General features: G+C 74.2%; 1 protein-coding gene. It reads left to right on the forward strand.

Annotated features, from left to right (window positions below; all coding sequences use genetic code 11):
• The first annotated feature begins 140 nt into the window (after positions 1-140).
• Entirely contained in the window at positions 141-1,037 is an 897-nt protein-coding gene (locus tag GUY59_RS47090; protein WP_138208864.1) for a hypothetical protein, read from the forward strand.
• Positions 1,038-1,084: the final 47 nt, after the last annotated feature.

A 1,084-nucleotide genomic window follows, 5' to 3' on the forward strand; every position in this document is an offset into this window, starting at 1 on the left:
GGGCACGCTCGTGCCGGGGCGCTCCCGGGGCGGCGGTCGCGCTCGGGGCGTGGCTCGCCGGTCGGAAACGGGTGGTCGGAGGGGGTGACGGCATGGCCGGAGCTCTCGCGGAAAAGGATCTCCCGGCGTAGCGTGGCTTTATGCGGCAGGCACACGCTGAAGACGCAAGGACCGAGGCCAGACGAGTCGTACGCAACCTGCTCGGCGAGGAGCACCCGACGGCCCCGACCCTCATCGACGGCGTACGCCCCGTGCTCGGGGACGAACGGACGGACCGCACGCTGGAGCTGGCGCTCGGGGCCTCGCTGACGCGACGCTCGGCCGAACTGGCCGCCATCGCCGCGCTGCTGGTCGGCACCCGTGAGCTGGGCGTGGAGTGGTGGACGCGGCCCAGGGGCGGCAAGCTGCCCCCTCCCGACGAGGTGGTGCGCACGGCCGTCGCGATCGAGCCGTGGACCGACCTGACCGCGCTGGAGATGCTGGCCGCCTGGATCTCCGACGACGCCGCCGACCAGTTGTGGGGCCGGCCGGTCGCCCAGGTCGATCTCAACTCGTGGCAGGCGGAGGACCGTTTCCGCCTGCCACCGGGGGTCAAACCGGGGCAGCGGCTCGTGGTCCACTTCGACGCCGGCGGCCGGCTCGACGCGGTCGTCACCCGCCGGGCCGACGACGACCTCGGCTCCAACCTCGACTTCCACTCGCTGCGTTACTCCCGGCCCGCCGAGGCACAGTGGAGCTGGGGTGTGGCCGCCGGGCTCGGGCCGCACCGGCTGCCCGGGGAAACCCCCGACCCGTACGCGCGCGGGGTGCCCGCGGAAGCCTCGGAAATCCTGCGCGCCTGGGCCGTGCGCCACGGCGCCACCCGCGAGCAGCTGGGCGAGCGGTGGAACACCGTGGGCGACGTCGTGGCCGCCATCGAGCGGGTCGACTGGATGTGGCGCAGCGGTGAGTGGTTCGGGTGGTGGCGTGGCGCGTCGGCGCTGGTGGACGACTCGGCCTACCTGCCGTACCGGCTGGAGGAACTCGCCGCCGGCTGACACACCCCGCGCCGGGCTGGAACGGGGCTGGGCGGCAGGAATCAGGG

The sequence above is a fragment of the Nonomuraea sp. K271 genome, from assembly GCF_009908215.1.
GTDB classification, from domain to species: Bacteria; Actinomycetota; Actinomycetes; order Streptosporangiales; family Streptosporangiaceae; genus Nonomuraea; species Nonomuraea longispora.